22 protein-coding genes are annotated in these 25,775 nt (G+C 55.9%); 15 read left to right on the top strand and 7 right to left on the bottom strand.

Annotated elements, in window-relative coordinates:
- Positions 1 to 15: 15 nt before the first annotated feature.
- The 3 genes from cyoA to WFO70_RS11740 form a co-directional block, all read right to left on the bottom strand.
- Positions 16 to 963 (bottom strand): cytochrome o ubiquinol oxidase subunit II, encoded by a 948-nt coding sequence (gene cyoA, locus WFO70_RS11750; RefSeq protein WP_337016321.1) that lies wholly within the window; start codon positions 961 to 963, stop codon positions 16 to 18.
- Between the two features lie 477 nt (positions 964 to 1,440).
- Positions 1,441 to 2,916 (bottom strand): muropeptide MFS transporter AmpG, encoded by a 1,476-nt coding sequence (gene ampG, locus WFO70_RS11745; RefSeq protein ID WP_337016319.1) that lies wholly within the window; start codon positions 2,914 to 2,916, stop codon positions 1,441 to 1,443.
- Between the two features lie 45 nt (positions 2,917 to 2,961).
- Positions 2,962 to 3,540, bottom strand: a complete 579-nt coding sequence (locus WFO70_RS11740) for a lipoprotein (protein ID WP_337016317.1) — start codon at positions 3,538 to 3,540, stop codon at positions 2,962 to 2,964.
- Between the two features lie 304 nt (positions 3,541 to 3,844).
- Between WFO70_RS11740 and bolA the strand changes: the two genes are divergently transcribed.
- The 9 genes from bolA (at position 3,845) to WFO70_RS11695 (ending at position 14,194) form a co-directional block, all read left to right on the top strand.
- The gene (bolA, locus tag WFO70_RS11735; protein WP_039032378.1) at positions 3,845 to 4,162 is read left to right on the top strand and encodes a transcriptional regulator BolA; all 318 of its coding nucleotides are present in this window, start codon (positions 3,845 to 3,847) and stop codon (positions 4,160 to 4,162) included.
- A gap of 331 nt (positions 4,163 to 4,493) precedes the next feature.
- Positions 4,494 to 5,792, top strand: coding sequence for a trigger factor (gene tig, locus WFO70_RS11730; protein ID WP_337016315.1), 1,299 nt, complete (start codon positions 4,494 to 4,496; stop codon positions 5,790 to 5,792).
- A gap of 260 nt (positions 5,793 to 6,052) precedes the next feature.
- Positions 6,053 to 6,676: an ATP-dependent Clp endopeptidase proteolytic subunit ClpP gene (gene clpP / locus WFO70_RS11725; protein WP_032616835.1), complete on the top strand. Its 624-nt coding sequence runs from the start codon at positions 6,053 to 6,055 to the stop codon at positions 6,674 to 6,676.
- Positions 6,677 to 6,803: 127 nt separating this feature from the next.
- Positions 6,804 to 8,078 (top strand): ATP-dependent protease ATP-binding subunit ClpX, encoded by a 1,275-nt coding sequence (gene clpX / locus WFO70_RS11720; protein WP_032616836.1) that lies wholly within the window; start codon positions 6,804 to 6,806, stop codon positions 8,076 to 8,078.
- A 184-nt stretch (positions 8,079 to 8,262) separates the two neighbouring features.
- Positions 8,263 to 10,617 (top strand): endopeptidase La, encoded by a 2,355-nt coding sequence (gene lon / locus WFO70_RS11715; RefSeq protein ID WP_337016313.1) that lies wholly within the window; start codon positions 8,263 to 8,265, stop codon positions 10,615 to 10,617.
- 210 nt (positions 10,618 to 10,827) lie between these two features.
- Positions 10,828 to 11,100 (top strand): nucleoid-associated protein HU-beta, encoded by a 273-nt coding sequence (gene hupB / locus WFO70_RS11710; RefSeq protein ID WP_002444653.1) that lies wholly within the window; start codon positions 10,828 to 10,830, stop codon positions 11,098 to 11,100.
- Positions 11,101 to 11,311: 211 nt separating this feature from the next.
- Positions 11,312 to 13,183 carry a peptidylprolyl isomerase gene (gene ppiD / locus WFO70_RS11705; protein WP_337016311.1) on the top strand — a complete coding sequence of 624 codons (1,872 nt, stop codon included), beginning with the start codon at positions 11,312 to 11,314 and terminating at the stop codon, positions 13,181 to 13,183.
- Positions 13,184 to 13,331: 148 nt separating this feature from the next.
- On the top strand, positions 13,332 to 13,700 hold the full coding sequence (locus WFO70_RS11700) for a helix-hairpin-helix domain-containing protein (protein ID WP_337016309.1): 369 nt from the start codon (positions 13,332 to 13,334) through the stop codon (positions 13,698 to 13,700).
- Between the two features lie 95 nt (positions 13,701 to 13,795).
- Positions 13,796 to 14,194 carry a YbgC/FadM family acyl-CoA thioesterase gene (locus WFO70_RS11695; RefSeq protein ID WP_337016307.1) on the top strand — a complete coding sequence of 133 codons (399 nt, stop codon included), beginning with the start codon at positions 13,796 to 13,798 and terminating at the stop codon, positions 14,192 to 14,194.
- A 54-nt stretch (positions 14,195 to 14,248) separates the two neighbouring features.
- Here WFO70_RS11695 and queC read toward each other — a convergent pair whose 3' ends face one another.
- Together queC and WFO70_RS11685 are read right to left on the bottom strand one after the other, a co-directional pair.
- Positions 14,249 to 14,944 (bottom strand): 7-cyano-7-deazaguanine synthase QueC, encoded by a 696-nt coding sequence (gene queC, locus WFO70_RS11690; protein ID WP_337016305.1) that lies wholly within the window; start codon positions 14,942 to 14,944, stop codon positions 14,249 to 14,251.
- A 66-nt stretch (positions 14,945 to 15,010) separates the two neighbouring features.
- Positions 15,011 to 16,711: an SgrR family transcriptional regulator gene (locus WFO70_RS11685; protein ID WP_337016303.1), complete on the bottom strand. Its 1,701-nt coding sequence runs from the start codon at positions 16,709 to 16,711 to the stop codon at positions 15,011 to 15,013.
- A gap of 101 nt (positions 16,712 to 16,812) precedes the next feature.
- On the opposite strand from WFO70_RS11685, the gene cof reads away from it, so the two are divergent.
- Positions 16,813 to 17,631 carry an HMP-PP phosphatase gene (gene cof / locus WFO70_RS11680; RefSeq protein WP_337016301.1) on the top strand — a complete coding sequence of 273 codons (819 nt, stop codon included), beginning with the start codon at positions 16,813 to 16,815 and terminating at the stop codon, positions 17,629 to 17,631.
- Between the two features lie 40 nt (positions 17,632 to 17,671).
- Here cof and WFO70_RS11675 read toward each other — a convergent pair whose 3' ends face one another.
- On the bottom strand, positions 17,672 to 18,718 hold the full coding sequence (locus tag WFO70_RS11675) for a PLP-dependent cysteine synthase family protein (protein WP_337016299.1): 1,047 nt from the start codon (positions 18,716 to 18,718) through the stop codon (positions 17,672 to 17,674).
- Between the two features lie 116 nt (positions 18,719 to 18,834).
- Between WFO70_RS11675 and WFO70_RS11670 the strand changes: the two genes are divergently transcribed.
- From WFO70_RS11670 to amtB, 5 genes are all read left to right on the top strand, one after another.
- Positions 18,835 to 19,293 (top strand): Lrp/AsnC family transcriptional regulator, encoded by a 459-nt coding sequence (locus WFO70_RS11670; RefSeq protein WP_106992153.1) that lies wholly within the window; start codon positions 18,835 to 18,837, stop codon positions 19,291 to 19,293.
- A 42-nt stretch (positions 19,294 to 19,335) separates the two neighbouring features.
- Positions 19,336 to 21,108 carry a SmdA family multidrug ABC transporter permease/ATP-binding protein gene (locus tag WFO70_RS11665; protein ID WP_337016295.1) on the top strand — a complete coding sequence of 591 codons (1,773 nt, stop codon included), beginning with the start codon at positions 19,336 to 19,338 and terminating at the stop codon, positions 21,106 to 21,108.
- The gene (locus WFO70_RS11660) at positions 21,101 to 22,879 is read left to right on the top strand and encodes a SmdB family multidrug efflux ABC transporter permease/ATP-binding protein (protein WP_337016294.1); all 1,779 of its coding nucleotides are present in this window, start codon (positions 21,101 to 21,103) and stop codon (positions 22,877 to 22,879) included. Before WFO70_RS11665 ends, WFO70_RS11660 begins: the two co-directional genes overlap by 8 nt.
- A gap of 196 nt (positions 22,880 to 23,075) precedes the next feature.
- Complete coding sequence (glnK, locus tag WFO70_RS11655) at positions 23,076 to 23,414, top strand: P-II family nitrogen regulator (protein ID WP_032616849.1); 339 nt, start codon at positions 23,076 to 23,078, stop codon at positions 23,412 to 23,414.
- 33 nt (positions 23,415 to 23,447) lie between these two features.
- On the top strand, positions 23,448 to 24,734 hold the full coding sequence (amtB, locus tag WFO70_RS11650; protein ID WP_337016292.1) for an ammonium transporter AmtB: 1,287 nt from the start codon (positions 23,448 to 23,450) through the stop codon (positions 24,732 to 24,734).
- Positions 24,735 to 24,828: 94 nt separating this feature from the next.
- On the opposite strand, the gene tesB is transcribed toward amtB, so the two are convergent.
- Positions 24,829 to 25,689, bottom strand: coding sequence for an acyl-CoA thioesterase II (gene tesB, locus WFO70_RS11645; RefSeq protein WP_337016291.1), 861 nt, complete (start codon positions 25,687 to 25,689; stop codon positions 24,829 to 24,831).
- Positions 25,690 to 25,775: the final 86 nt, after the last annotated feature.

Genomic DNA, 25,775 nt, shown 5'->3' with positions numbered 1-25,775 from the left:
TTCTTCCTCGGCCCCTTAGTGAGCGGTTTCCGCGTGGCTCATGTCCATGCCTTCCATACCTTCATGCGAGCTGTGCTCACCTTCCGGTTGGGTCACGTCCATGCTCTTGCCATGATCCATAAATTTGCCAATGACATCTTTGAACAAATCAGGTTTCACGTCAGAGAAGTACTCCACCTTGTTGTATTCGCTAGGTGTTGCCACTTTGTCGAACGCCGCCATGTCAGACATGGTGTTCGTAGACTGTTTCGCTTTAGCAACCCACTGGTCGAAAGCGGCACGGTCAGGCGTGGCAATGGCTTTGAACTTCATACCAGAGAAGCCCGGGCCACTGTAGCTGGCGGAGATACCATCATAGGTGCCTGCTTCATTCGCGATCAGGTGCAGGTTGGTCTGCATACCGGCCATCGCGTAAATCTGGCTACCCAGACGAGGGATAAAGAAGGAGTTCATCACGGAGTTAGACGTTACTTTGAACTGCACCGGGACGTTCGCCGGGAAGGCGATTTCGTTCACGGTAGCAATGCCCTGTTCCGGGTAGATGAAGAACCATTTCCAGTCCATGGAGACGACTTCGATCGTGATCGGTTTCTCATCGTGAACCAGCGGTTTTGCAGGTTCGAGCGCGTGAGTGGTTTTCCATGTCAGTACGGCAAGGAACAGGATGATCAGAATCGGCACCGTCCAGACCACAGCTTCCACTTTATTGGAGTGTGACCAGTTAGGGCTATACTTCGCATCTTTATTGCTCGCACGATACTTCCAGGCGAAACCAACAGCCATCAAGATGGCGGGAATCACGACGATCATCATCAGGCCGAAGGCCGTCAGAATGAGCGAACGTTGCTCCAGTCCAATCTGTCCTTTGGGGTCTAGCAGCGCAGAATCACAGCCACTGAGTAATACAGTGCCTGCAAATAACGACAACCATCCCAAACTTTTATTGTATTTCCTAAGTGTCATTTAACGACCTCAATTCCACGGGGACCTGGTGGCGTTTAAAGTGTGGGGGCATTTTACGGGAACGTTACATTACTGTAAACATCATTAGACCTGTGTCAGGAACGTGTTACCAGGTTCTGCCAGGGAAGTCACAGATGTTGCAAATTATAACCGCTTTTCAGACGCAAGCACCGCCAGACGGGCGTTATAACGAAACAGACTCTGTAGGTGGGGTAAAAAGGGCAATTGGTATAACCATTGCCAAAAACACACAAATCATTAACAAATAATTATCAATAAAAAGACAAATAAAAAACGTAAAATTAATGTTTCGTTTGCTGAATCGGTTAACGGAAAATACCTTCTCCTCCACGTTCCAATAATTTCCGGAATTCTAAGAGGCACGAAACAACAAATATTATTTTTCCATGACTAAATTTATTTACCGTTATAATTTACATGGGTGATTACAACGGAAAATAACATTTTGCGCCGGTTCTACACCTTCTGACTCTCGCGCATAGCCAGATAGTCAAGAAGCGCGCCCGTGAGGATCCCGGTCAGCGCCAGCAGCGCGCCAATATCCAGCAACAGCAGGCTAAACGGCAGGGCGAGGGAGGTGGTGGCATTGACGATCGTCACGATAAGCCACAGGGCCAGGGCCAGCGATCCCGCCATCAATATTCTTAACGCCAGTCGATAGGCTGACGGGAAACGACTCCTGACCATAAAGTGTGCCGTCTGCTGGGTATATTCCAGCGAGCGGCGACATATTAAGAGCAGCAGCAATCCTGGGATAGCCGCAAAGACGGAGAAGAGATAAAACTCAGCCCAACCGTGCGCTTCCACAAACCAGCCCGCAATAGGGCCGACGTAGACCCGACCCACGGCAGAGAGCGCAGAGAGCAGGGCGAACTGCGTCGCGGAGAAGGATTTGTTGCACAGGGTCATCAGCAGGGCGACAAACGCAGCCGTCCCCATCCCGCCACACAGGTTTTCAAAGAACACCGCTGCCGCCATGCTGAGCATGTGCTTATCGGTAATCGACAGCAGCCAGTAACCCGCGTTCGACACCCCCTGCAGGATGCCGAAGATCAGCAGCGCGCGGAACAGACTCAAACGCTGCATCAGGACGCCGCCATACAGCGCGCCAATAATAGTGGCAATCAGCCCCAGCGTCTTATTCACTACCCCCACTTCGCCGGCATCAAAGCCCACGCCGCGGATCAAAAAAGTAGTGGTCAGGCTCATGGCAAACGCATCGCCGAGCTTATACAACACTATCAGCAGCAGAATGAGCCAGGCATTGTTGCGGCCAAAGAAGTCGCGCAGCGGTTCCGCAACCGCCTGCTCGAGGGAGCGGGGGACGGGAATAACATCGCTCGGTTCCGGAGCAAGGAAGGTGGCGATCATACATGGGATCAGCAGGGCGGCCATCAGCCAGTACATACCCTGCCAGCCGAGATAGCGGTCTGCCAGCCATAATGCCAGCCCGCCGGAGACCAGCATCCCCAGCCGGTAACCCAGCACGCTGATAGCGGCCCCGGTGCCACGCTCTTCGGCCGAGAGCACGTCCGTTTTCCAGGCATCAAAAACGATATCCTGCGACGCGGAGCAGAAGGCAATCACCACCGCGAGCGCGGCCATCCAGCGCAGCTGCGACGCAGGTTCGAGGAAGCCCATCGCGGCAATCGCCAGCAGCAGCATCGCCTGCGTCATCAGCAACCAGCCACGACGCCTGCCGAGGAACGGCGGGGTGTAGCGGTCCATCATCGGCGACCATAAGAACTTGAAGACATAGGCCTGGCCGACCAGTGAGAAGAAGCCGATGGTTTTGAGATCGATATTTTCGACGGTCATCCACGCCTGCAGCGTGCCCGAAGTCAGCGCAAGGGGTAAACCGGAGGCGAAACCGAGGATCAGCAGGATAGCTGATTTAGGCTGCTGGAAAATACGTAAGTATTGACTGGACATAGGCAGGCTAGCTGACCCGACCGGGCGTCGGGTCAGCAGGCAGAATTAACGTGCGTTCTGCTTGATAAATTCGTGAATGCTGGTGTCTTGCGCCATATCGGCGATGGTGTCGGTCAGCACGCTGTTCACGGCATTAGCGATATTGGCGTTGGTGGCCTGGAAGGCACCTTCAACAGAGTAGCTTGCACGGTAGTTCTTGTTCATCTTGTTGCCGTTCTTCGCGGTGGCGATGATGGCGATATCCGCTTTGGTCGCGATGTTGTAGCGCACGTTACCCTGGGAGACGTCTGCGTACAGGTTATTGACGATAATCTGCAGATCAACCGCGCCGCTTGGGCCAACCATGTAACCGCGTGCGGTCATTTGCTTCTCAAGCACTTCCTGCAGCAGGAAACGAAGGTCGCGGGAAGCGGTCAGCGTTACCAGTTGGTTATCGCGGGTGACTTTCGCCAGCGCCTGGTCTTTACGCTGATCCGCGCCGTTGATGCTGACGGTGACGCCCATCAGGCTTGGATCCTGCTGCGGCAGAGAAATCTTCGGCGAAACGTCAATGGTCGTCGGTGGGGTAGCACAGCCGGCCAGCATAAACAGGGCGACTAAAGGGAAAATGAGTTTTTTTAACATGTTCAGGCTCTCAACGAATCGTAAGCGTATATAGAAAAAAATTGCCGCCATCATAACATCGCCAACGGCAAGGGGAAGTGGTCAACGCATGTAAATTCATCGCCTTGTCTGAAAACTGACCACCTGAAACGCTTTTCCGTTATCCGGACGACAAAACGACTCTCCCCTTATAGGACTTCATACGCTTGAATGAGAAAATCAGATGAAAGCTAAATTTTTGTTGTCTTCTTGTTATGCAAGCGGTAAAAGCGGCTAACATTTAAAGGGATGGGTGACATCTCAGCGTTGTCGGAGGAGTAATTTCATGATGATACGTGAACAGATTGAAGATAAGTTAAGGGCGGCGTTTGAACCTGTGTTCCTTGAAGTCGTCGACGAAAGCTATCGTCATAACGTACCGGCAGGCTCTGAGAGCCACTTTAAAGTGGTGCTGGTCAGCGATCGTTTCGCTGGTGAACGTTTTCTGAATCGGCACCGTATGATTTACGGCACCCTGACGGAAGAACTCTCGACCACGGTCCATGCGCTGGCGTTGCACACTTATACGATAAAAGAGTGGAAGGGCTTGCAGGATACGATTTTCGCATCGCCACCGTGCCGGGGAGCCGGGACGATCGCGTAATAAATCCTGTTTGCAACAGCGGGAGCTTTTCCAGTATGTTGCATAAAGATTACGTCAAAACGGCCTGCGGGCCGTTTTGTTTTGTCCGGGTTTTGAGCCGGTGGCGCGATTTTAAGGGTGAAAATAGCCTGAAATTGTGAAAAAAGCCGCAGCAACATGCGCCAACCGTTCTCGACTCACTAAAGTGATGCCGCTATAATGCCGCGTCTTAATATGAATGTCTTCGGGATGATTCTGGCGACAGGGAATGTGAATCTGCTAAGAGAGCATCCCGGTATTGCGAGGCAAATTCAGAGTTGACCGAGCACTGTGATTTTTTTGAGGTAACAAGATGCAAGTTTCAGTTGAAACCACTCAAGGCCTTGGCCGCCGTGTAACGATTACAATCGCTGCTGACAGCATCGAAAACGCTGTAAAAAGCGAGCTGGTCAACGTAGCAAAGAAAGTCCGTATTGACGGCTTCCGCAAGGGCAAAGTACCGATGAATGTCGTTGCTCAGCGTTATGGCGCTTCTGTTCGCCAGGACGTGCTGGGTGACCTGATGAGCCGTAACTTCGTTGACGCGATCATCAAAGAAAAAATCAATCCAGCCGGTTCCCCGACCTATGTTCCGGGCGAATACAAACTGGGCGAAGACTTCACCTACGCGGTAGAGTTCGAAGTGTACCCAGAAGTTGAGCTGAAAGGTCTGGACGCGATCGAAGTTGAAAAACCAATCGTAGAAGTGACTGAAGCCGACGTTGACGGCATGCTGGACACCCTGCGTAAGCAGCAGGCGACCTGGAAAGACAAAGACGGCGCTGCGGATGCAGAAGACCGTGTCACCATCGACTTCTCCGGCTCTGTAGACGGCGAAGAGTTCGAAGGCGGCAAAGCGTCTGACTTCGTACTGGCGATGGGCCAGGGTCGTATGATCCCAGGCTTCGAAGACGGTATCAAAGGCCACAAGGCTGGCGAAGAGTTCACCATCGACGTGACCTTCCCGGAAGAGTACCACGCTGAAAACCTGAAAGGTAAAGCGGCGAAATTCGCCATTACCCTGAAGAAAGTTGAAGACCGCGAACTGCCAGAACTGACTGCAGATTTCATCAAACGTTTCGGCGTTGAAGATGGTTCTGTTGAAGGCCTGCGTGCAGAAGTGCGTAAAAACATGGAACGCGAGCTGAAAGGCGCCGTGCGTAACCGCGTTAAGTCTCAGGCGATCGACGGTCTGGTTAAAGCTAACGAAATCGAAATCCCTGCGGCCCTGATCGACAGCGAAATCGACGTTCTGCGTCGCCAGGCTGCACAGCGTTTCGGTGGCAACGAGAAACAGGCTCTGGAACTGCCTCGTGAGCTGTTCGAAGAGCAGGCTAAACGCCGCGTTGTTGTTGGTCTGCTGCTGGGCGAAGTGATTCGTACCCACGAGCTGAAAGCTGACGAAGAGCGCGTTAAAGGTCTGATCGAAGAGATGGCTTCTGCCTATGAAGATCCGTCAGAAGTAGTTGCTTTCTACGGCAGCAACAAAGAGCTGATGGAAAACATGCGCAACGTGGCTCTGGAAGAGCAGGCTGTTGAAGCCGTTCTGGCCAAAGCGAAAGTGTCCGAAAAAGCCACTTCTTTCAACGAACTGATGAACCAACAGGCTTAATCCTGCCTGCTTCGTTTAAAGTTTGAGCAAAAAACCCGTTGCCTCCCGGCGGCGGGTTTTTTTTATCACAGTTATAAATCCCAAAGCGTGATAAAACGCTTTTTCAGTGTTAGCGTTACAACAAAAGATTGTTATGCTTGAAATAGGGCTGAGCCGCCCCCATTAGTGGGGAAGCAGTATTAAAGAGACTGGCTGATAATCCGTCCGCAAGGTTACAATCAGTACAGCAGGTATTTTCATTTTTTATCCAGGAGACGGAAATGTCATACAGTGGCGAACGAGATAACTTTGCACCCCATATGGCGCTGGTGCCAATGGTTATTGAACAGACCTCTCGAGGTGAACGTTCTTTTGATATCTACTCCCGTCTGCTTAAAGAACGCGTTATCTTCATGACCGGCCAGGTGGAAGACCACATGGCGAACCTGATCGTAGCGCAGATGCTGTTTCTGGAAGCGGAAAACCCGGAAAAAGACATTTACCTGTACATCAACTCCCCAGGTGGCGTGATCACTGCCGGGATGTCCATTTACGATACCATGCAGTTCATCAAGCCTGATGTGAGCACCATTTGTATGGGCCAGGCGGCATCGATGGGCGCATTCCTGCTGACCGCAGGGGCGAAGGGCAAGCGTTTCTGCCTGCCAAACTCGCGCGTAATGATTCACCAGCCGCTGGGCGGGTACCAGGGCCAGGCGACAGATATTGAAATTCATGCCCGTGAAATCCTGAAGGTAAAAGGGCGCATGAATGAACTTATGGCTCACCATACGGGTCAATCACTAGAGCAGATCGAGCGTGATACCGAGCGCGATCGCTTCCTGTCCGCACCAGAGGCAGTAGAGTACGGCTTAGTCGACTCCATTTTGACCCACCGTAATTGATGCCCACGGCGCGGGTGTGCCGCTATACTATGGTAGGGCGGCACCTGGCTTACCAGCAGCCTGCGTCTGAGAATGGCATTTGCGTCGTCATGTGCGGCACAAAGAACTTAAAAAGAGGTTTTGACTCATGACAGATAAACGCAAAGATGGATCGGGCAAACTGTTGTACTGCTCTTTTTGCGGCAAAAGCCAGCATGAAGTGCGCAAACTGATTGCCGGGCCATCCGTGTATATCTGCGACGAATGTGTCGACTTATGTAACGACATCATCCGCGAAGAGATTAAAGAAGTCGCACCACACCGTGAGCGCAGCGCGTTACCGACGCCGCATGAGATCCGTCATCACCTTGATGACTACGTCATCGGTCAGGAACAGGCGAAGAAAGTGCTGGCAGTGGCGGTGTACAACCACTACAAACGTCTGCGTAACGGGGATAACAGCAACGGCGTTGAGCTGGGCAAAAGTAACATTTTGCTGATCGGCCCAACCGGTTCCGGTAAAACCCTGCTGGCAGAAACCCTGGCACGTCTGCTGGATGTTCCGTTTACCATGGCGGATGCCACCACCCTGACCGAAGCCGGTTATGTGGGTGAGGATGTGGAAAACATCATCCAGAAACTGCTGCAGAAGTGCGATTACGACGTACAGAAAGCCCAGCGCGGTATCGTGTATATCGATGAGATCGACAAAATCTCACGTAAATCCGATAACCCGTCCATCACTCGTGACGTGTCCGGTGAAGGCGTGCAGCAGGCATTACTGAAACTGATCGAAGGGACGGTTGCCGCTGTTCCACCGCAGGGAGGCCGTAAGCATCCGCAGCAGGAGTTCCTGCAGGTTGATACGTCCAAAATCCTGTTTATCTGTGGCGGTGCGTTTGCCGGCCTGGATAAAGTCATTGCTAACCGTGTTGAAACCGGCTCGGGTATTGGCTTTGGCGCCACGGTGAAGGCGAAGTCTGAAAAAGCGAAAGAGGGCGAACTGCTGACCCAGGTTGAGCCAGAAGATCTGATTAAGTTTGGTCTGATCCCTGAGTTCATTGGTCGTCTGCCGGTTGTCGCCACCCTGACAGAACTGAGTGAAGATGCGCTGATTCAGATCCTGAAAGAGCCGAAAAATGCCCTGACCAAACAGTATCAGGCGTTGTTCAATCTGGAAGGCGTTGAACTGGAATTCCGCGACGAAGCGCTGGATGCGATTGCCAAGAAAGCGATGGCTCGTAAAACCGGTGCACGTGGTCTGCGTTCAATCGTTGAAGCTGCCCTGCTGGATACCATGTACGATCTTCCTTCCATGGAAGAGGTTGAAAAAGTGGTTATCGACGAGTCGGTCATTGCCGGCCAAAGCAAGCCGCTGCTGATTTACGGTACGCCGGAAGCGCAGCAGGCCTCTGGTGAATAATTAACCAGAGCATACAAGCAGTTAATCAAAAAGGGGGGATTTAATCCCCCCTTTTATTTTTCCGTAAACATGGCGTTGAATGTGTGGGAATCATCCCCATATACTGGATTACATGTTAATGGTTGCATGAAGCACAGTCCTGCAACCTGATTACCTGGCGGACACTAAACTAAGAGAGAGCTCTATGAATCCTGAGCGTTCTGAACGCATTGAAATCCCCGTATTGCCGTTGCGCGATGTGGTGGTTTATCCGCACATGGTCATACCCTTATTTGTAGGGCGGGAAAAATCTATCCGTTGCCTTGAAGCCGCCATGGATCATGATAAAAAAATCATGCTGGTTGCGCAGAAAGAAGCATCAACGGATGAGCCGGGTGTAAACGATCTTTTCACCGTCGGGACCGTGGCCTCTATTTTACAAATGCTGAAGCTGCCTGATGGCACCGTGAAGGTGCTGGTCGAGGGGCTGCAGCGTGCGCGTATTACCACGCTATCTGATGATGGTGAACACTTCGCAGCAAAAGCGGAATACCTGGACTCGCCTCAGCTCGACGAGCGTGAGCAAGAGGTACTGGTTCGCACCGCGATCAGTCAGTTTGAAGGCTATATCAAGCTGAATAAAAAAATCCCGCCAGAAGTGCTGACGTCGCTGAACAGCATTGACGATCCTGCACGTCTGGCCGACACCATCGCTGCGCACATGCCGCTGAAGCTGGCTGACAAACAGTCCGTGCTGGAGATGTCCGACGTTAACGAGCGTCTGGAATATCTGATGGCGATGATGGAGTCTGAAATCGATCTGCTGCAGGTTGAGAAACGCATTCGCAACCGCGTCAAAAAGCAGATGGAGAAATCTCAGCGCGAGTACTATCTGAACGAGCAGATGAAGGCCATTCAGAAAGAGCTCGGTGAGATGGACGACGCACCGGACGAAAACGAAGCGCTGAAGCGTAAGATCGACGCGGCGAAAATGCCGAAAGAGGCAAAAGAGAAGGCCGAAGCAGAACTGCAGAAGCTGAAAATGATGTCTCCGATGTCGGCAGAAGCGACGGTTGTACGTGGCTATATCGAGTGGATGGTTCAGGTTCCGTGGAATGCCCGCAGCAAGGTCAAAAAAGACCTGCGTCAGGCCCAGGAGATCCTGGATACCGACCACTACGGTCTGGAACGCGTCAAAGACCGCATCCTCGAGTATCTCGCGGTTCAGAGCCGTGTTAACAAGCTCAAGGGCCCAATTCTGTGCCTGGTCGGGCCGCCGGGGGTGGGTAAAACCTCTCTGGGTCAGTCGATTGCCAAAGCCACCGGCCGTAAATACATCCGTATGGCGCTGGGCGGCGTGCGTGACGAAGCGGAAATCCGCGGTCACCGTCGGACCTATATTGGTTCAATGCCAGGCAAACTGATCCAGAAAATGGCGAAAGTGGGCGTTAAAAACCCGCTGTTCCTGCTGGATGAGATCGACAAAATGTCTTCTGACATGCGTGGCGACCCGGCTTCAGCCCTGCTTGAAGTGCTGGATCCAGAGCAGAACGTGGCGTTTAGCGATCACTACCTGGAAGTGGACTACGACCTCAGCGATGTGATGTTCGTGGCGACCTCCAACTCCATGAATATCCCGGCTCCGCTGCTGGATCGTATGGAAGTGATCCGTCTTTCTGGCTACACCGAAGACGAAAAACTGAATATTGCCCGTCGTCACCTGCTGTCGAAGCAGATTGAACGTAACGCACTGAAAGAAAGCGAATTGACCGTTGATGACAGTGCGATTATCGGCATTATTCGTTACTACACTCGTGAAGCGGGCGTGCGTAGCCTGGAGCGTGAAATCTCCAAGCTGTGTCGTAAGGCGGTGAAACAGCTGCTGCTCGACAAGTCGTTGAAGCACATTGAAATTAATGGCGACAACCTGCATGAATACCTCGGTGTTCAGCGCTACGATTATGGCCGTGCGGACAGCGAAAACCGCGTCGGTCAGGTGACTGGCCTGGCGTGGACGGAAGTGGGCGGCGATCTGCTGACCATCGAAACCGCCTGCGTACCGGGTAAAGGCAAGCTGACCTACACCGGCTCGCTGGGTGAAGTGATGCAGGAGTCCATTCAGGCTGCGCTGACCGTGGTGCGCGCGCGTGCGGAAAAACTGGGTATCAATCCGGACTTTTACGAAAAACGCGACATTCACGTTCACGTGCCGGAAGGGGCAACGCCGAAAGATGGCCCAAGCGCGGGTATCGCCATGTGCAGTGCCCTGGTGTCCTGTCTGACCGGCAACCCGGTGCGTGCCGATGTGGCAATGACCGGTGAAATCACCCTGCGTGGTCAGGTTCTGCCGATTGGCGGTTTGAAAGAAAAACTGCTGGCAGCTCACCGTGGCGGCATTAAAACGGTCCTCATCCCGTATGAGAACAAGCGCGATCTGGAAGAGATTCCGGATAACGTTATCGCCGATCTGGATATCCATCCGGTGAAACGTATTGAGGAAGTTCTGACCCTTGCACTGCAGAACGAGCCTTACGGAATGCAGGTTGTGACCGCAAAATAGTGACCTCGCGCAAAGAGCGTCAATAAAAACAAGGCTGGTGAGCCATTTCGGGCTTGCCAGCCTTTTTTTGTATAGCTAATTTAGATTGCTGATTGGGCCAGCCATCAACAACGGGTGTTGTAAGGTCATGGCAGGCCTGATATAACTGCTGCGCGGTCGCGTTGTGAAGGATTCAGGCGCGATATAAATTATAAAGAGAGGAAGAGAAGAGTGAATAAATCTCAACTGATTGACAAAATTGCTGCGGGTGCTGATATCTCCAAAGCTGCGGCTGGACGTGCGTTAGATGCTTTGATTGCTTCTGTTACCGAATCTCTGCAGGCTGGGGACGACGTGGCGCTGGTAGGTTTTGGTACTTTTGCTGTTAAAGAGCGTGCTGCCCGTACTGGCCGCAACCCTCAGACCGGTAAAGAGATCACCATCGCTGCTGCTAAAGTTCCGGGCTTCCGCGCCGGCAAAGCGCTGAAAGACGCAGTAAACTGATCGCTTTCTTACGTCAGGGAAGTAGAAAAGTACAAGGGCGCATCGTTTGATGTGCCTTTTTTGTTTGTCCAGGCCTGATTTATGTGAGTTTCTGCGAGTTGTGGGCTGACAATCGCCCCGGTTTCTTGTCACAATACGTCTTTACGCGCTGCGGTCAGGATTTCCGCCAGCGTCAGGTCACCAGTCACCTACAGCGGAGTGTGGTTACACCATGATGGACAGCTTACGCACGGCTGCTAACAGCCTCGTGCTCAAGATTATTTTCGGTATCATTATCGTGTCGTTCATATTGACCGGCGTGAGCGGATACCTGATTGGCGGTAGTGCAAACTACGCCGCAAAAGTGAACGACCAGGAAATCAGCCGTGGGCAGTTTGAGAATGCATTCGCCGGTGAACGTAACCGCATGCAGCAACAGCTGGGCGATCAGTTCTCTGAACTGGCGGCGAATGAAGGGTACATGAAAAACCTGCGTCAGCAGACGCTGAACCGTCTTATCGACGAAGCGCTGCTGGATCAGTACGCCCGTGACCTCGGTCTGAGCATCAGCGACGATCAGGTTAAGAAAGCCATTTTCTCCACCCCGGCTTTCCAGAATGACGGCAAATTCGATAACACCCGCTATAACGCTATCGTGAATCAGATGGGGATGACGCCGGATCAATACGCTCAGGCGCTGCGTAACCAGCTGACCACTCAGCAGCTGATCAACGCTGTTGTCGGCACTGACTTCATGCTCAAAGGCGAAGCGGATGAACTGGCGACGCTGGTCTCACAGCAGCGCGTCGTGCGCGAAGCCACTTTCGACGTTAATGCTCTGGCCGCTAAGCAGCAGGCGAGCGACGAAGAGGTGAAGAGCTACTACGAGCAGAACAAAAACAACTTCACCGCCCCGGAGCAGTTCCGCGTAAGCTACATCAAGCTGGATGCGGCTGCGATGCAGGAAAACGCAACCGATGCGGAGATCCAGTCTTACTACGATCAGCATCAGGAACAGTTCACTCAGCCACAGCGTAACCGTTTCAGCGTGATTCAGACCAAAACTGAAGACGACGCCAAAGCGGCGCTGGAAGAGCTTAACAAAGGCACCGACTTCGCGACGGTGGCGAAAGAGAAATCCACCGACATCATCTCCGCCAAAAACGGCGGTGACATGGGCTGGCTGGAAGAGGGCACCACCCCGGACGAGCTGAAAAATGCCGGTCTGAAAGAGAAAGGTCAACTTTCTGGTGTGATCAAATCCTCCGTCGGCTTCCTGGTGGTGCGTCTGGATGACATCACCCCGGCGACCACCAAACCGCTGGCTGACGTTCGTGATGACATCGCGGCGAAAGTGAAGCAGGAGAAAGCGCTGGATGGTTTCTATGCGTTGCAGCAGAAAGTGAGCGACGCGGCGAGCAATGACAACGAGTCGCTGGCGGGCGCAGAGCAGGCCGCAGGTGCGAAAGCGGTCACTACCGGCTGGTTTGGTCATGACAATCTGCCGGAAGAGCTGAACTTCAAACCGGTTGCGGATGCCATCTTCAATGGCGGTCTGGTCGGCGAAAACGGCACTCCGGGCAGCAACTCTGACATCATCACCGTCGACGGTGACCGGGCCTTTGTTCTGCGCGTGAGCGAGCACAAGCCGGAAGCCATCAAGCCGCTGGATGAGGTGAAAGATCAAATCACGGCGCTGGTGAAACATAACAAAGCCGTGCAACAGGCGAAGCTGGACGCTGAGAAGCTGCTGGCCGAGCTGAAAGCCGGTAAAGGTGATGAGGCGCTGAAAGCGGCTGGCCTGAGCTTTGGCGAGGCGAAAACGCTGAGCCGTACCGGTCAGGATCCGATCAGCCAGGCGGCATTCGGTCTGAGCCTGCCGGCGAAAGACAAGCCGAGCTTCGGTATCGCCAACGATATGCAGGGCAACGTGGTGGTTCTGGCGCTGGACGAAGTGAAAGCGGGCACCATGCCGGAAGCGCAGAAGAAAGCGATGGTTCAGGGTATCACCCAGAACAACGCGCAAATTGCCTTCGAAGCACTGATGAGCAACCTGCGTAAAGAAGCCAAAATCAAGCTGGGCGATATCATTACCCAGCAGTAATTACGTAGCTGCTCGCAACTTTAAGCAACGTACTGCAACACCAAAAGGCCGCTTTCGCGGCCTTTTCCATTTCTGCAATCTGCTGTTTGTCCCTTAAAAATGACCCGGCTATGGTGAATGGGCTGTCAACAAACAAGGAGAAAACAGCATGAAATATGGAATCAAAGCCCTCTTGATTACGCTTGCCTTTGTGTCTGCCGGGATGAGCCACTGCGCGCTGGCGGCGACACCGGCCGCCAAAACACAGGCCGCACAAGCCAGGCCCGATGCGCCGCCCCTCACCACCACTCCCCAGCAGTCGAAAGCGGCGGAGGCGGAGAAGGGGCGGATCAGCATCAATACCGCCCCGGCGGAGGAGCTGGCGCGGGTGATGAACGGGGTGGGGCTGAAGAAAGCCCAGGCGATCGTCAGCTACCGGGAAGAGTACGGCCCGTTTGAAACCCTCGACGACCTGAAGCAGGTGCCCGGCATGGGTGGGGCGCTGGTGGAGCGTAATCTTGCGTTCCTGACGCTGTAATAACTTGCACAGTGGCTAAAATTTGCCAGGATAAAGAGGTCATACCAGTATGACCTCTGAATCTTATAAATAACAACCCTGAAGGCTATTGCGCTATGCAGACTCAAATCAAAGTACGCGGTTACCACCTCGATGTTTATCAACACGTTAATAACGCACGTTATCTTGAGTTTCTTGAAGAGGCGCGCTGGGATGGGCTGGAAAACAGCGAAAGTTTTCAGTGGATGACCGCGCGTCGTATCGCCTTTGTGGTGGCGAACATCAACATTAACTATCGCCGTCCCGCGGTACTCAGCGATCTCCTCACCGTCACCAGCCAGTTACAGCAGCTGAACGGTAAAAGCGGAGTATTGAGCCAGGTTGTAACGCTGGAACCGGAAGGGCAGGTGGTGGCAGATGCGCTGATCACATTTGTCTGCATCGATCTGCAAACCCAGAAAGCGCTGCCGCTGGAAGGGGAGTTACGTGAGAAGCTGGAGCTGTTAATCAAGTAAATCCGGAATTTGATGCCGGGCGAAGCGGAGGCTTCCCCGGCAGACGGGCCAGGATCAGTTAAGACCGGTTTTCTTTTTCAGGGCCGCCATGACTCCGACTTTATCCGCCAGGTAGTGGTTCAGGCCGTTGGCACGCAGGTTACAGGCGGCGCACTGGCCGCAGCCATCGCCCTGAATGCCGTTGTAGCAGGTCAACGTTTCGTTACGCACCAGATCCAGCTTGCCCCAGTAGTCGGCCAGCGCCCAGGTTTCGGCTTTATCGAGCCACATTAGCGGCGTTTCGAAGCGGATATCCTTGGCCATCCCCAGATTCACGGCGTGGTTGAGGGCTTTCACAAACTCGTCACGGCAGTCCGGGTAGCCGGAGAAGTCGGTTTCGCACACGCCGGTAATGATTGCCTCGGCCTGGACCTGATACGCGTAGATGGCGGTGAGGGTCAGGAAGAGGATATTACGTCCCGGCACGAAGGTATTTGGGATCCCTTCGGCATCCGGTTCGTAGTCCGGCACCGGAATGCTGTCGCGGGTGAGGCTGCTCACCGCAAGTTCATTTAGCAGGGTGACATCCAGTACCTTATGCGCCCGTGCGCCGAGTTTCACCGCCAGTTTCTGCGCGACCTCAATCTCTTCGCTATGGCGCTGACCATAGTCAAAAGTCACACAGTGGACTTCATCATATTGCTGCAGAGCCTGAACCAGACAGGTCGTGGAGTCCTGGCCTCCACTGAACACGACAACGGCACGTTTCATTAATCTTCCCAACTTTCACGGTTAAAGGCCTATGGTAACGTCTGCCCGTGGCGGCGACCAGCTTCTTCACGCTTTCGGGGCCGGCAGCCAGGCCTCGGTAAAATCAAACCAGCCGCGCGGATTCAGGCGGATGCCGTTCACGCCCGGCGGGGCGCTGATTTGGTACTGATAGTTAAACAGCGGCGTCAGGACGGCACGCTCCATTAACTGCGAGAACACCTCTTTCAACGCCAGATGGCGCGCCGCGGGATCGGGCAGAACCTGAACCGCATCCAGGGTCGCCATCAGGTGCGCGAACTGCGGGGCACTGAGCAGGTGCGGCCAGAGCGCATCGCAGCGCAGCCACTGCTCCAGGGTGTATTCCGGCGCTTCGCCAATCAACCTGTCGCCCATCATCATATCGGCATCCGCAAGGGCGGTGCAGCCATCCCAGGTTTTGGCATCATGGAAAATCACCGTTAACTGGCAGCCTTCCAGAGCCAGGTAGCGTTTAAGCTGCTCCGCCATGGTGTGTAACTCCACCGGCAGGTGATAGATCAGGGTCAGCGCCTCCGGCAGGGCAGGAGTGTGCACCTGCGGCCACTGCGGAATTGACCACCCCGGCAGCAACTCCTGGGTCGGGGTAATAAGGTTCTCATCCAGCGGCAGGGTATGCAGCAGGGAGGTGTGATGAATGATGTCGATCAGCCTGCGGGCCTGCGCCTCGCTTAACCTGCCGCTCTGCTTCAGCGTGAGATAGCAAAAACCGAGGCTGATACTGTTACTGACCAGCCGCAGACTGGCCAGCTCCTCCGGCTCGCCAATGGCGATCTGTACCGGATGGCGGCAGCTGGTGCCTAAATCCTGGTCAAAAAGCTGAGGAGTGATCCAGTACTCAATTGCTTTCAGCAGCGGATGCCCCAGATGGTACTGCTCGTGGCTCTCCAGCCGGACCAGATCCGCGTCGAAGATTGCCAGCCGGAAGGGTCCGCTCCCCGTCAGGGGCTGATCCGGATGGGCAAGACGGCTGCAGTAGCTCGCCAGGCGGTGCGCCAGCCAGTAGTCCGGCTGGTGTAACACGAAGGTCAGACACTGGGGATGGGTCACCTCAATCTGCTTGACGCTGTTGAACAGTTTGCGCAGGGCGGGCAGGGTCAGCAGCCGCGCCAGCTGGTTCTGGAGCTGGGCCGCCTCGACTTTGTCACCGTTATGCCAGTGCAGCGTGGAGCGAATGTAGAAGTGCCAGCTAAGCCCGTCGGCTGAGATCTCCCAGTGATGCGCCAGATCGCCGCCCGGCTCGCTGCTGGTGTCGTTGAACCTTGTCAGACCGGAAAAGATCTGCCCGACCAGATGCTGCTCGGCGCGGCCGGGCAAAAAGCCCGGATGGAGCGGATCGAGGGGACGGTAATAGGGAATGCGCAGCGTCGGAGTGTTGTTCTGCCACTGTCCGCCCAGAAACGGGTGCAGCAAAGCACGCAGCGCCTGGGGTGCCAGCTGCGCCAGTTCCAGAGCGTTGTGCTGCTGGCCGCGTTTCAGCGCCTGTTCCATCATCGTATTGCGCAGCGATTCCGGCGTGACGTGAAAGCGCAATTCGCCGCGCTTACCGCGCCCTGACCGGGCCTGCCAGCTTAGCCACCCGGCCTCCTGGGCCTGACGCAAAAGCGTGCGCACATGCCGTTCGCTGCAAAAACAGCGGCTGGCCAGCTCGGCGACGCTGACCTGCTGCGGCGCACCGGCTGAGGGTTGCCACAGCCGCTGGTACTGATTAAGTCGATTAAGCTGGCGCATAGTAAACCCGGAACAATAATTTCCATCTATTCAGTATTACTTCCGTATATATCACGCAATACTGATGCACAAGTTAACCCCCTCACATTTTCGGAGTTCCTATGGCGCGGCTGGCTGCATTTGATATGGACGGCACCTTGTTAATGCCGGACCACCGTTTAGGCGACAAGACGCTGAGCACGCTGAAGCGACTGCATGAGCGCGACATTACGCTCACCTTCGCCACGGGCCGTCATGTGCTGGAGATGCGTCACCTGATGGGGGCACTCTCCCTCGATGCCTTTTTGATTACCGGCAACGGCACGCGCATCCACTCTCTGGAGGGGGAGGTGCTTTATCGTCAGGATTTGGCCCCGGACGTGGCGGAGCAGGTACTGCATACCACCTGGGACACCCAGGCCAGCATCCACGTGTTTAACGACACCGGCTGGCTGACCGGAAAAGCGCTCCCGGCGCTACTGGATGCGCACGTCTACAGTGGCTTCCAGTATCAGCTGACCGATCTGCGTCGTATCCCGGCGCATGCGGTGACTAAAGTCTGTTTCTGCGGCGATCACGACGATCTGTGCCGCCTGCGCATTCAGCTCAACGAGGCGCTGGGTAACCGTGCCCATTTGACCTTCTCGGCGATCGATTGCCTGGAGGTGCTGCCGGTCGGGTGCAACAAAGGTTCCGCCCTGGCGGTGCTGAGCGATCATCTGGGCTTAACCTTGCAGGAGTGTATGGCGTTTGGCGATGCGATGAACGATCGCGAGATGCTGGGCAGCGTGGGACGCGGCCTGATTATGGGTAATGCGATGCCGCAACTGATCGCTGAGCTCTCGCATTTACCGGTTATCGGACACTGCCGCAACGAGGCCGTGTCCCACTTTTTAACCCATTGGCTGGATACACCTGATCTTCCTTATTCCCCCGAATAGTGAGACCCTTCCAGCAAGCCAGACGAAAGTCTGGCTTTTTTTATTTCACCAGCCGGGCAATCTCCGCCAGCCACGGCGTCACGTCGCCAATGTTGGCTTTCACCCACCCGGCATTATAGTAGGTGTCCAGATAGCGTTCACCGCTGTCGCACAGCAGGGTGACGATCGAGCCGGTTTGCCCGGCGTCGCGCATCCGCGCTGCCAGCTGTAATGCGCCCCACATATTGGTCCCGGTAGAGGCCCCGACCTTGCGGCCAAGCTGAGTCTCCAGCCAGTGGGCGGTGGCGACGCTGGCGGCATCCGGTACGCGGAGCATCTCGTCCACCACATCCGGGATAAACGACGGTTCAACGCGTGGGCGGCCAATACCTTCGATTTTGCTGCCCACCGGGCTGCGCAGGGCCGGATCGCGCTGCTGCCAGTAATCCAGGAACACCGAGTTCTGCGGATCCACCACCATCAAACGGGTATCGTAGCCCTGGCAACGAATATAGCGGCCAATGGTGGCCGAGGTGCCGCCGGTTCCGGCGCTCATCACGATATGGGCCGGCACCGGATGGGGCTCATTTTGCATCTGGCGGAAAATACTGTCGGCAATGTTGTTGTTGCCGCGCCAGTCCGTGGCCCGTTCGGCAAAGGTAAACTGATCCATATAGTGGCCGTTCAGCTCCCGGGCCAGCATCTCCGAAGCGGCATAAATTTCACAGGCGCTTTCCACAAAGTGACAGCGACCACCGTAAAATTCGATCTGTTCGATTTTGCGTTTTGCGGTGCAGGAGGGCATCACGGCGATAAACGGCAGGCCGAGCAGGCGGGCGAAATAAGCTTCCGAAACGGCGGTTGAGCCGGAAGAGGATTCAATGATGGTGGTGCCTTCATTGATCCAGCCGTTACACAGCCCGTACAGGAACAGCGAGCGCGCCAGACGGTGCTTCAGACTGCCGGTGGGGTGGGTGCTTTCGTCTTTCAGATAGAGCTGAATACCGGCAAAACCCGGCAGGGTCAGGCGAATAAGGTGCGTGTCCGCCGAGCGCTGATAATCGGCGTTAATTTCACTGATGGCGTTTTTAACCCAGGAGCTGTTCATCTCGGTAATCCGTTTGTCATTTTGTGCCCAGCATAGCGAAAAGCACAGAAAAAATTGTTGCTATCTGGCCTTTAAAATAGAATGTAAGGAGAAAAATTTTCTCTGCGGGGGTGGGTATGCTAGATAAAATTGACCGTAAGCTGCTGTCCTTACTGCAAAGCGACTGCACCCTCTCTTTGCAGGCGCTGGCGGATGCCGTTAATCTGACCACCACGCCCTGCTGGAAACGCCTCAAGCGACTCGAAGATGAAGGCATCCTGCTGGGACGCGTGGCGCTGCTCGATCCTGAAAAACTGGGGCTTGGACTGACCGCGTTTGTTCTGATAAAAACGCAGCACCACAGCAGCGACTGGTACTGCGGGTTCGTCAGCGTGGTATCCGAGATGCCGGAAGTGCTGGGCTTCTGGCGCATGGCGGGCGAATACGACTACCTGATGCGCGTTCAGGTGGCGGACATGAAACGCTATGATGATTTCTATAAACGGCTGGTCAACAGCGTGCCAGGTCTGTCGAATGTCACCTCCAGCTTTGCGATGGAACAGATAAAATACACCACCGCCTTACCCATTGAATAACTTCCCGGCCCCGCCGGAATACGATCCTCAGGAAAAGACCGCGTGCGATTATTTGCTCAGTTAAGCTGGTACTTCCGCCGGGAGTGGCGACGCTATCTCGGTGCAGTGGCCCTGCTTATTATCATTGCCGTCCTGCAGCTCATCCCGCCAAAAGTGGTGGGCTATGTCGTGGATGGCGTAACGGAACAGCATTACACCACCGCACGGGTGATGATGTGGATCGGCACCCTGGTGCTGACAGCGGTGGTGGTCTATCTGCTGCGCTATGTCTGGCGCGTGCTGCTGTTCGGAGCCTCTTACCAGCTGGCAGTCGAGCTGCGGGAAGATTTTTACCGTCAGCTCAGCCGCCAGCATCCGGAATTTTACCTGCGTCACCGCACCGGGGATCTGATTGCCCGCGCCACTAACGACGTGGATCGCGTGGTCTTTGCCGCCGGGGAAGGGGTACTGACCCTGGTGGACTCATTGGTGATGGGCTGCGCGGTACTGATTGTGATGTCGACCCAAATCAGCTGGCAGTTGACCCTGCTGGCGCTGCTGCCAATGCCCATTATGGCGCTGGCGATCAAACGCTACGGCGATCAGTTGCACCAGCGCTTCAAGCTGGCGCAGGCGGCGTTTTCCTCGCTCAACGACCGGACCCAGGAGAGCCTGACCAGTATCCGGATGATCAAAGCCTTCGGCCTGGAAGATCGCCAGTCGGCGCTGTTTGCTGCCGATGCTGCCGATACCGGGGCCAAAAACCTGCGCGTTGCCCGGATCGACGCCCGCTTTGATCCCACCATTTATATCGCCATTGGCACCGCTAATCTGCTGGCCATCGGCGGCGGTAGCTGGATGGTGATAAACGGCTCGCTGACCCTCGGCCAGTTGACCAGCTTTGCCATGTATCTGGGGCTGATGATCTGGCCGATGCTGGCTCTGGCCTGGATGTTCAACATCGTCGAGCGCGGTAGCGCGGCCTACAGCCGGATCCGCGCCATGCTCGCTGAAGCACCGGTGGTCAACGACGGCAGCGAGCGCGTGCCGGACGGGCGCGGCGAGCTGAACTTCTCAGTGCGGGCCTTTGCCTATCCGCATACGGAAAAAACGACGCTTGAAAACGTCCATTTCACGCTGCAACCCGGGCAAATGTTGGGGATCTGTGGCCCGACCGGGGCGGGGAAAAGTACCGTGCTCTCCCTGATCCAGCGCCACTTTGATATTGACCAGGGCGAGATCCGTTTCCACGATATTCCGCTCACTCAACTGCAACTCGACAGCTGGCGTAGCCGGCTGGCGGTGGTGAGCCAGACGCCGTTCCTCTTCTCCGATAGCGTCGCCAACAATATTGCGCTGGGTTGCCCGGAAGCGACCCGGGAAGCCATCGAGCACGTCGCCCGTCTTGCCAGCGTGCATGAGGATATTCTGCGCCTGCCTCAGGGCTATGAAACCGAAGTGGGCGAGCGCGGGGTGATGCTCTCGGGCGGCCAGAAGCAGCGTATTTCCATTGCCCGGGCGCTGCTGCTCAATGCCGAGATCCTGATCCTCGACGATGCCCTGTCCGCCGTGGATGGGCGTACCGAACATCAGATCCTGCATAACCTGCGCCAGTGGGGAGAGGGGCGCACGGTGATCATCAGTGCCCACCGTCTGTCGGCCCTGACCGAGGCGAGCGAAATTCTGGTGATGCAGCACGGGCATATTGCCCAGCGCGGACAGCATGAACAGCTGGCGGAGCAGCCGGGCTGGTATCGCGATATGTATCGCTATCAACAACTGGAAGCGGCGCTGGATGAGGTGCCGGAAATGAACGAGGAGGCCGCCGATGCGTAGTTTTTCCCAGCTGTGGCCCACCCTTAAACGCCTGCTGGCGTATGGCTCGCCGTGGCGCAAACCGCTGTCGCTGGCGGTGGTACTGCTGTGGATTGCGGCGATTGCCGAAGTGACCGGCCCGCTGCTGATCAGCTATTTCATCGACAACATGGTGGCTAAAAACTACCTTCCGCTCGGCCTGGTGACCGGGCTGGCGGTGGCCTATATCGGCCTGCAGCTGCTGGCGGCCGGGCTGCACTATGCCCAGTCGCTGCTGTTTAACCAGGCGGCCGTCGGGGTGGTGCAGCAGTTACGTACCGACGTGATGGATGCCGCCCTGCGCCAGCCCCTGAGCGCCTTCGATACTCAGCCCGTCGGGCAGATCATCTCCCGCGTCACCAACGATACGGAAGTGATCCGCGATCTCTATGTCACGGTGGTAGCCACGGTGCTGCGTAGCGCCGCCCTGGTCGGTGCCATGCTGGTGGCGATGTTCAGCCTCGAGTGGCGCATGGCGCTGGTGGCGATGGCCATCTTCCCGGCGGTGATGATTGTGATGATCATCTACCAGCGTTACAGCACGCCGATCGTCCGCCGCGTGCGGGCCTATCTGGCGGATATTAACGATGGCTTCAACGAAGTGATCAACGGCATGAGCGTTATCCAGCAGTTCCGCCAGCAGGAGCGTTTTGGCGAGCGCATGGGCGAGGCCAGCCGCTCCCACTATATGGCCCGCATGCAGACCCTGCGGTTGGATGGTTTTCTCCTGCGCCCGCTGCTCAGCCTGTTCTCGGCGCTGGTGCTGTGCGGGCTGCTGATGCAGTTTGGTTTTGCCGCTGGCGGCACCATTGAGGTCGGGGTGCTGTATGCCTTTATCAGCTATCTGGGCCGTCTTAACGAGCCGCTGATCGAGCTGACCACCCAGCAGTCGATGCTGCAGCAGGCGGTGGTTGCCGGCGAGCGCGTCTTCGAGCTGATGGATCGCCCGCGTCAGGCCTACGGCAATGACAATCGTGACCTGCAAAGCGGCACCATTGAGTTTGATAAGGTCTCCTTCGCCTATCGCGATGACCGGCTGGTTTTACAGGACATCGATCTGAAGGTGCCCTCCCGGAGCTTTGTCGCGCTGGTGGGCCATACCGGCAGCGGTAAGAGTACTCTCGCCAGCCTGCTGATGGGCTACTACCCGCTCACCGAAGGGGAGATTCGCCTCGACGGGCGTCCGCTCGCCACCCTGAGCCACGCCGCGCTGCGTAAAGGGGTGGCGATGGTGCAGCAGGATCCGGTGGTGCTGGCCGATACCTTCTTCGCCAACGTCACGCTCGGGCGGCCGTTCAGCGAGGAGCAGGTATGGGACGTGCTGGAAAAAGTTCAGCTGGCGGAGCTGGCCCGCGGCCTGCATGACGGCATTCAAACCCGTCTGGGCGAGCAGGGGAATAACCTCTCGGTGGGGCAGAAACAGCTGCTGGCCCTGGCCCGGGTGCTGATTGAAACGCCGCAGGTGCTGATCCTTGATGAAGCCACGGCCAGCATTGATTCCGGCACCGAGCAGGCGATCCAGCAGGCGCTGGCCGCAGTGCGTGAACACACCACTCTGGTGGTTATCGCCCACCGCCTGTCGACCATTGTCGAGGCCGATACCATTCTGGTGCTTCATCGTGGCCAGGCGGTTGAGCGCGGCACCCACAAGCAACTGCTTGAGGCGAAAGGGCGTTACTGGCAGATGTATCAGCTGCAGCTGGCCGGTGAAGAGCTGGCGGCCAGCACGCGCGAAGAGTCGCTCAGCGCCTGATGCACTAAAATTAAGCAACCTGCCAGCCGCTGAATCGGTTGGTGCAAAAATGAAACGCATCATGCACCGTCATGGTGCGTTTTTTTTCGTCCTCTCAGCGCCACGCCTCATCTTTCCTCTCTTTTTAATTCTGGCACACCCCTTGCAATAACTAATCAGTTCGCGAGCCATTACCGAATTCTGACTGGAGAGATATATGAAGCTGGTTACCGTGGTCATCAAACCATTCAAGCTCGAAGACGTGCGTGAAGCACTCTCTTCTATGGGTATTCAGGGACTGACCGTCACCGAGGTGAAAGGCTTTGGGCGACAGAAAGGTCATGCGGAGCTGTACCGTGGTGCGGAATACAGCGTCAACTTCCTGCCAAAAGTGAAGATTGACGTGGCAATCGCCGACGATCAGCTGGATGAAGTTATCGACGTAATTAGTAAAGCCGCCTACACCGGCAAAATTGGCGACGGCAAAATTTTCGTTGCTGAGCTGCAACGCGTTATTCGCATTCGTACAGGCGAAGCCGACGAAGCGGCACTGTAAAACATCAGGCACACAGTGATAGGGAGCGAGAAAATGAACACAACAACACTCAAAGCAGGTCTGGGGTCTCTGGCACTGCTGCCGGGGCTGGCAATGGCGGCACCGGCGGTCGCAGATAAAGCCGATAACGCCTTTATGATGATTTGCACCGCGCTGGTGCTGTTTATGACCATTCCGGGGATTGCATTATTTTACGGCGGCCTGATCCGCGGTAAAAACGTCCTCTCCATGCTCACGCAGGTGACGGTAACTTTCGCTCTGGTGTGCGTCCTGTGGGTGGTCTACGGCTATTCATTGGCCTTCGGTGAAGGCAACGCCTTCTTCGGCAGTTTCAACTGGGCGATGCTGAAAAATATCGAGCTGACCGCGGTGATGGGCAGCTTCTATCAGTACATCCACGTGGCGTTCCAGGGCTCATTCGCCTGTATCACCGTCGGCCTGATTGTCGGGGCGCTGGCGGAACGTATTCGCTTTTCCGCGGTGCTGATCTTCGTGGTGGTGTGGCTGACCCTCTCCTACGTGCCGGTGGCGCATATGGTCTGGGGCGGCGGTCTGTTAGCTTCCCATGGCGCGCTGGACTTTGCGGGCGGTACCGTGGTTCACATTAACGCCGCGGTGGCGGGCCTGGTCGGTGCATACCTGATTGGCAAACGCGTTGGTTTTGGCAAAGAGGCCTTCAAACCGCACAACCTGCCGATGGTCTTTACCGGTACGGCGATCCTCTACTTCGGCTGGTTTGGCTTTAACGCCGGTTCCGCCAGTGCAGCCAACGAGATCGCGGCGCTGGCCTTCGTGAACACCGTGATTGCGACGGCGGGTGCGATTCTCTCCTGGATCTTTGGCGAGTGGGCGGTACGCGGTAAACCTTCCCTGCTGGGTGCCTGTTCCGGTGCCATTGCGGGTCTGGTTGGCATTACCCCGGCCTGTGGTTTTGTCGGTGTCGGCGGTGCGCTGATCGTCGGGATTGTGGCAGGCCTGGCGGGTCTGTGGGGCGTCACGGCGCTGAAACGTGTGCTGCGTGTGGACGATCCTTGTGATGTCTTTGGCGTGCACGGCGTGTGCGGCATCGTCGGCTGCATTATGACCGGCATCTTCGCCTCGACCTCCCTGGGCGGCGTCGGCTACGCAGAAGGCGTGACCATGGGTCATCAGGTCCTGGTGCAGCTGGAAAGTATCGGCATCACCGTGGTCTGGTCCGGCGTGGTGGCCTTTATCGGCTACAAGCTGGCGGACATGACGGTGGGTCTGCGCGTACCGGAAGAGCAGGAGCGCGAAGGTCTGGACGTCAACAGCCACGGCGAGAATGCGTATAACGCGTGAGTTGAGAGTCTTGCCCGGTGGCGCTACGTTTACCGGGCCTACAAAAGCGTACCGTAGGCCGGGTAAGGCGAAGCCGCCACCCGGCTTTTTTACATCATCCCCGGTTGCGCATCACCCCTTCCTGCACCGTAGAAGCTACCAGCACACCGTCCTGGGTATAAAACTCACCGCGAACAAACCCGCGCGCGCTCGACGCCGAGGTACTCTCCACGCTGTACAGCAGCCAGTCGTTCATATCAAACGGACGGTGGAACCACATCGAATGGTCGATAGTGGCAACCTGCATCCCTTTCTCCAGGAAGCCCACGCCGTGCGGTTGCAGGGCAACCGGCAGGAAGTTGAAATCGGATGCGTAACCCAGCAGATACTGGTGGACGCGGAAATCTTCCGGCACCGTGCCGTTAGCGCGGATCCAGACCTGACGCGCCGGCTCGGCGGTATGGCCCTTCATCGGGTTATGGAACTCAACCGGGCGGATCTCCAGCGGCTTGTCGCAGAGAAACTTCTCTTTCACCTGAGGGGGCAGCAGATGCGCCAGTGCGCGGGCAATGTCCGTTTCAGACTTTAAGTCATCCGGTGCCGGAGCAGGGGGCATCGTTTTCTGATGCTCATAGCCCGGCTCCGGGGCCTGGAACGACGCCGTCATATAGAAGATTGGTTTGCCGTTCTGCACGGCCGCCACGCGACGGGCGCTGAAGCTGTTACCGTCGCGCAGGACTTCCACGTCATAGACGATCGGTTTCTGGCTGTCGCCAGGGCGCAAAAAGTAGCTGTGAAAGGAGTGCACAAAGCGTTCTGCAGGTACTGTCTCTTTAGCTGCGTAGAGGGCCTGCCCCACAACCTGACCGCCGAATACCTGGCGCAAGCCCAGATCTTCGCTTTGTCCCCGAAAGAGTCCTTCTTCAATTTTTTCCAGGTTTAATAATGTCAGCAGATTGCCTAGTGCCTGACTCATAGTCGTCCTCAATTAAAACGCCGTGGCGAAAGATAGGCAGAGTATAACGCAGAAATGGAAGTGGTCCGATGGGTGCAATAATCTGA

It is taken from the genome of Leclercia sp. AS011 (assembly GCF_037152535.1).
In the GTDB taxonomy this organism is placed as follows: domain Bacteria; phylum Pseudomonadota; class Gammaproteobacteria; order Enterobacterales; family Enterobacteriaceae; genus Enterobacter.
The sequence above is the reverse complement of the archived record's forward strand: the minus strand, read 5'-3'. Positions and strand labels throughout refer to the sequence as shown.

What these genes read in the sequence shown, in the direction of transcription:
- ampG (WP_337016319.1), bottom strand. Translation starts at nt 2,916, where the DNA reads ATGTCCAGTCAATACTTACGTATTTTCCAGCAGCCTAAATCAGCTATC.
- WFO70_RS11675 (WP_337016299.1), bottom strand. Translation starts at nt 18,718, where the DNA reads ATGAACAGCTCCTGGGTTAAAAACGCCATCAGTGAAATTAACGCCGAT.
- cof (WP_337016301.1), top strand. Translation starts at nt 16,813, where the DNA reads ATGGCGCGGCTGGCTGCATTTGATATGGACGGCACCTTGTTAATGCCG.
- WFO70_RS11685 (WP_337016303.1), bottom strand. Translation starts at nt 16,711, where the DNA reads ATGCGCCAGCTTAATCGACTTAATCAGTACCAGCGGCTGTGGCAACCC.
- WFO70_RS11740 (WP_337016317.1), bottom strand. Translation starts at nt 3,540, where the DNA reads ATGTTAAAAAAACTCATTTTCCCTTTAGTCGCCCTGTTTATGCTGGCC.
- WFO70_RS11700 (WP_337016309.1), top strand. Translation starts at nt 13,332, where the DNA reads ATGAAATATGGAATCAAAGCCCTCTTGATTACGCTTGCCTTTGTGTCT.
- glnK (WP_032616849.1), top strand. Translation starts at nt 23,076, where the DNA reads ATGAAGCTGGTTACCGTGGTCATCAAACCATTCAAGCTCGAAGACGTG.
- clpP (WP_032616835.1), top strand. Translation starts at nt 6,053, where the DNA reads ATGTCATACAGTGGCGAACGAGATAACTTTGCACCCCATATGGCGCTG.
- lon (WP_337016313.1), top strand. Translation starts at nt 8,263, where the DNA reads ATGAATCCTGAGCGTTCTGAACGCATTGAAATCCCCGTATTGCCGTTG.
- tig (WP_337016315.1), top strand. Translation starts at nt 4,494, where the DNA reads ATGCAAGTTTCAGTTGAAACCACTCAAGGCCTTGGCCGCCGTGTAACG.
- WFO70_RS11695 (WP_337016307.1), top strand. Translation starts at nt 13,796, where the DNA reads ATGCAGACTCAAATCAAAGTACGCGGTTACCACCTCGATGTTTATCAA.
- WFO70_RS11670 (WP_106992153.1), top strand. Translation starts at nt 18,835, where the DNA reads ATGCTAGATAAAATTGACCGTAAGCTGCTGTCCTTACTGCAAAGCGAC.
- WFO70_RS11660 (WP_337016294.1), top strand. Translation starts at nt 21,101, where the DNA reads ATGCGTAGTTTTTCCCAGCTGTGGCCCACCCTTAAACGCCTGCTGGCG.
- amtB (WP_337016292.1), top strand. Translation starts at nt 23,448, where the DNA reads ATGAACACAACAACACTCAAAGCAGGTCTGGGGTCTCTGGCACTGCTG.
- ppiD (WP_337016311.1), top strand. Translation starts at nt 11,312, where the DNA reads ATGATGGACAGCTTACGCACGGCTGCTAACAGCCTCGTGCTCAAGATT.
- cyoA (WP_337016321.1), bottom strand. Translation starts at nt 963, where the DNA reads ATGACACTTAGGAAATACAATAAAAGTTTGGGATGGTTGTCGTTATTT.
- bolA (WP_039032378.1), top strand. Translation starts at nt 3,845, where the DNA reads ATGATGATACGTGAACAGATTGAAGATAAGTTAAGGGCGGCGTTTGAA.
- queC (WP_337016305.1), bottom strand. Translation starts at nt 14,944, where the DNA reads ATGAAACGTGCCGTTGTCGTGTTCAGTGGAGGCCAGGACTCCACGACC.
- clpX (WP_032616836.1), top strand. Translation starts at nt 6,804, where the DNA reads ATGACAGATAAACGCAAAGATGGATCGGGCAAACTGTTGTACTGCTCT.
- tesB (WP_337016291.1), bottom strand. Translation starts at nt 25,689, where the DNA reads ATGAGTCAGGCACTAGGCAATCTGCTGACATTATTAAACCTGGAAAAA.